General features: G+C 40.8%; 1 protein-coding gene and 1 pseudogene. Both read right to left on the bottom strand.

What is annotated here, in order from left to right:
• Window positions 1–43: 43 nt before the first annotated feature.
• Window positions 44–433, bottom strand: coding sequence for a hypothetical protein (locus tag HMPREF3057_RS03165; RefSeq protein WP_042903181.1), 390 nt, complete (start codon window positions 431–433; stop codon window positions 44–46).
• Window positions 420–611, bottom strand: a pseudogene (locus HMPREF3057_RS10335) (hypothetical protein); the annotation flags it as partial. The pseudogene HMPREF3057_RS10335 and the gene HMPREF3057_RS03165, both read right to left, overlap by 14 nt.

Here is a 611-nt window from a genome sequence, read left to right as displayed (position 1 = left end):
ACAAAAGAAAACCACCTGAAATAAATTCAGGTGATTTGTGTAATTATGGAAAATCACTATATTGACTCTCTGCGATTTCAACCATTTTTCTACGATTGTGGCGTTCTTGGGAATTTTTCCCGCCTTGGATATATCGTTCTCTACGTTCTGCTCGTGACTCAGGAGCTTTAATATAGATACCTCCATCAATTGCCGCAGCTAAAGCGGCTTCTGTTGCCGCAAAAGCATCCGCTACACTATCTAAATACTGATCAAGCGAATCAACCGTTGTTACTAAGCTCTCCATTGTTGCTTTGGTTCGCTTAACACAGTCTTCAAAATTACCTGTCACTGGCGCATCAATCAGCGAGCGAATGTCATCTGGTATTTCATTAGTAGATGCGTTGATACTCGCTTTTATACTCTTTATTCTCTCAGGATCAATTCGTTTCATTTATATTCCCTTCTGATCGTTGTTTTTGAACCCAGGCTTGATATTCTGCATAAGTCGTGAGTGGGGTATCAGAAATCTGACCCTTAGTATCTATACCATAAATCGTCAGTTTCTCTTCTCCCTTAGGAGCCATCCAGTGTAACACTTTGTCAAACCATTCCTCTGGGGTCACGTATTC

The organism is Streptococcus sp. HMSC072D05, assembly GCF_001815805.1.
Taxonomy (GTDB): Bacteria; Bacillota; Bacilli; order Lactobacillales; family Streptococcaceae; genus Streptococcus.
Note: the sequence above shows the minus strand (reverse complement) of the source record. Positions and strands in the feature narration are given on the sequence as shown.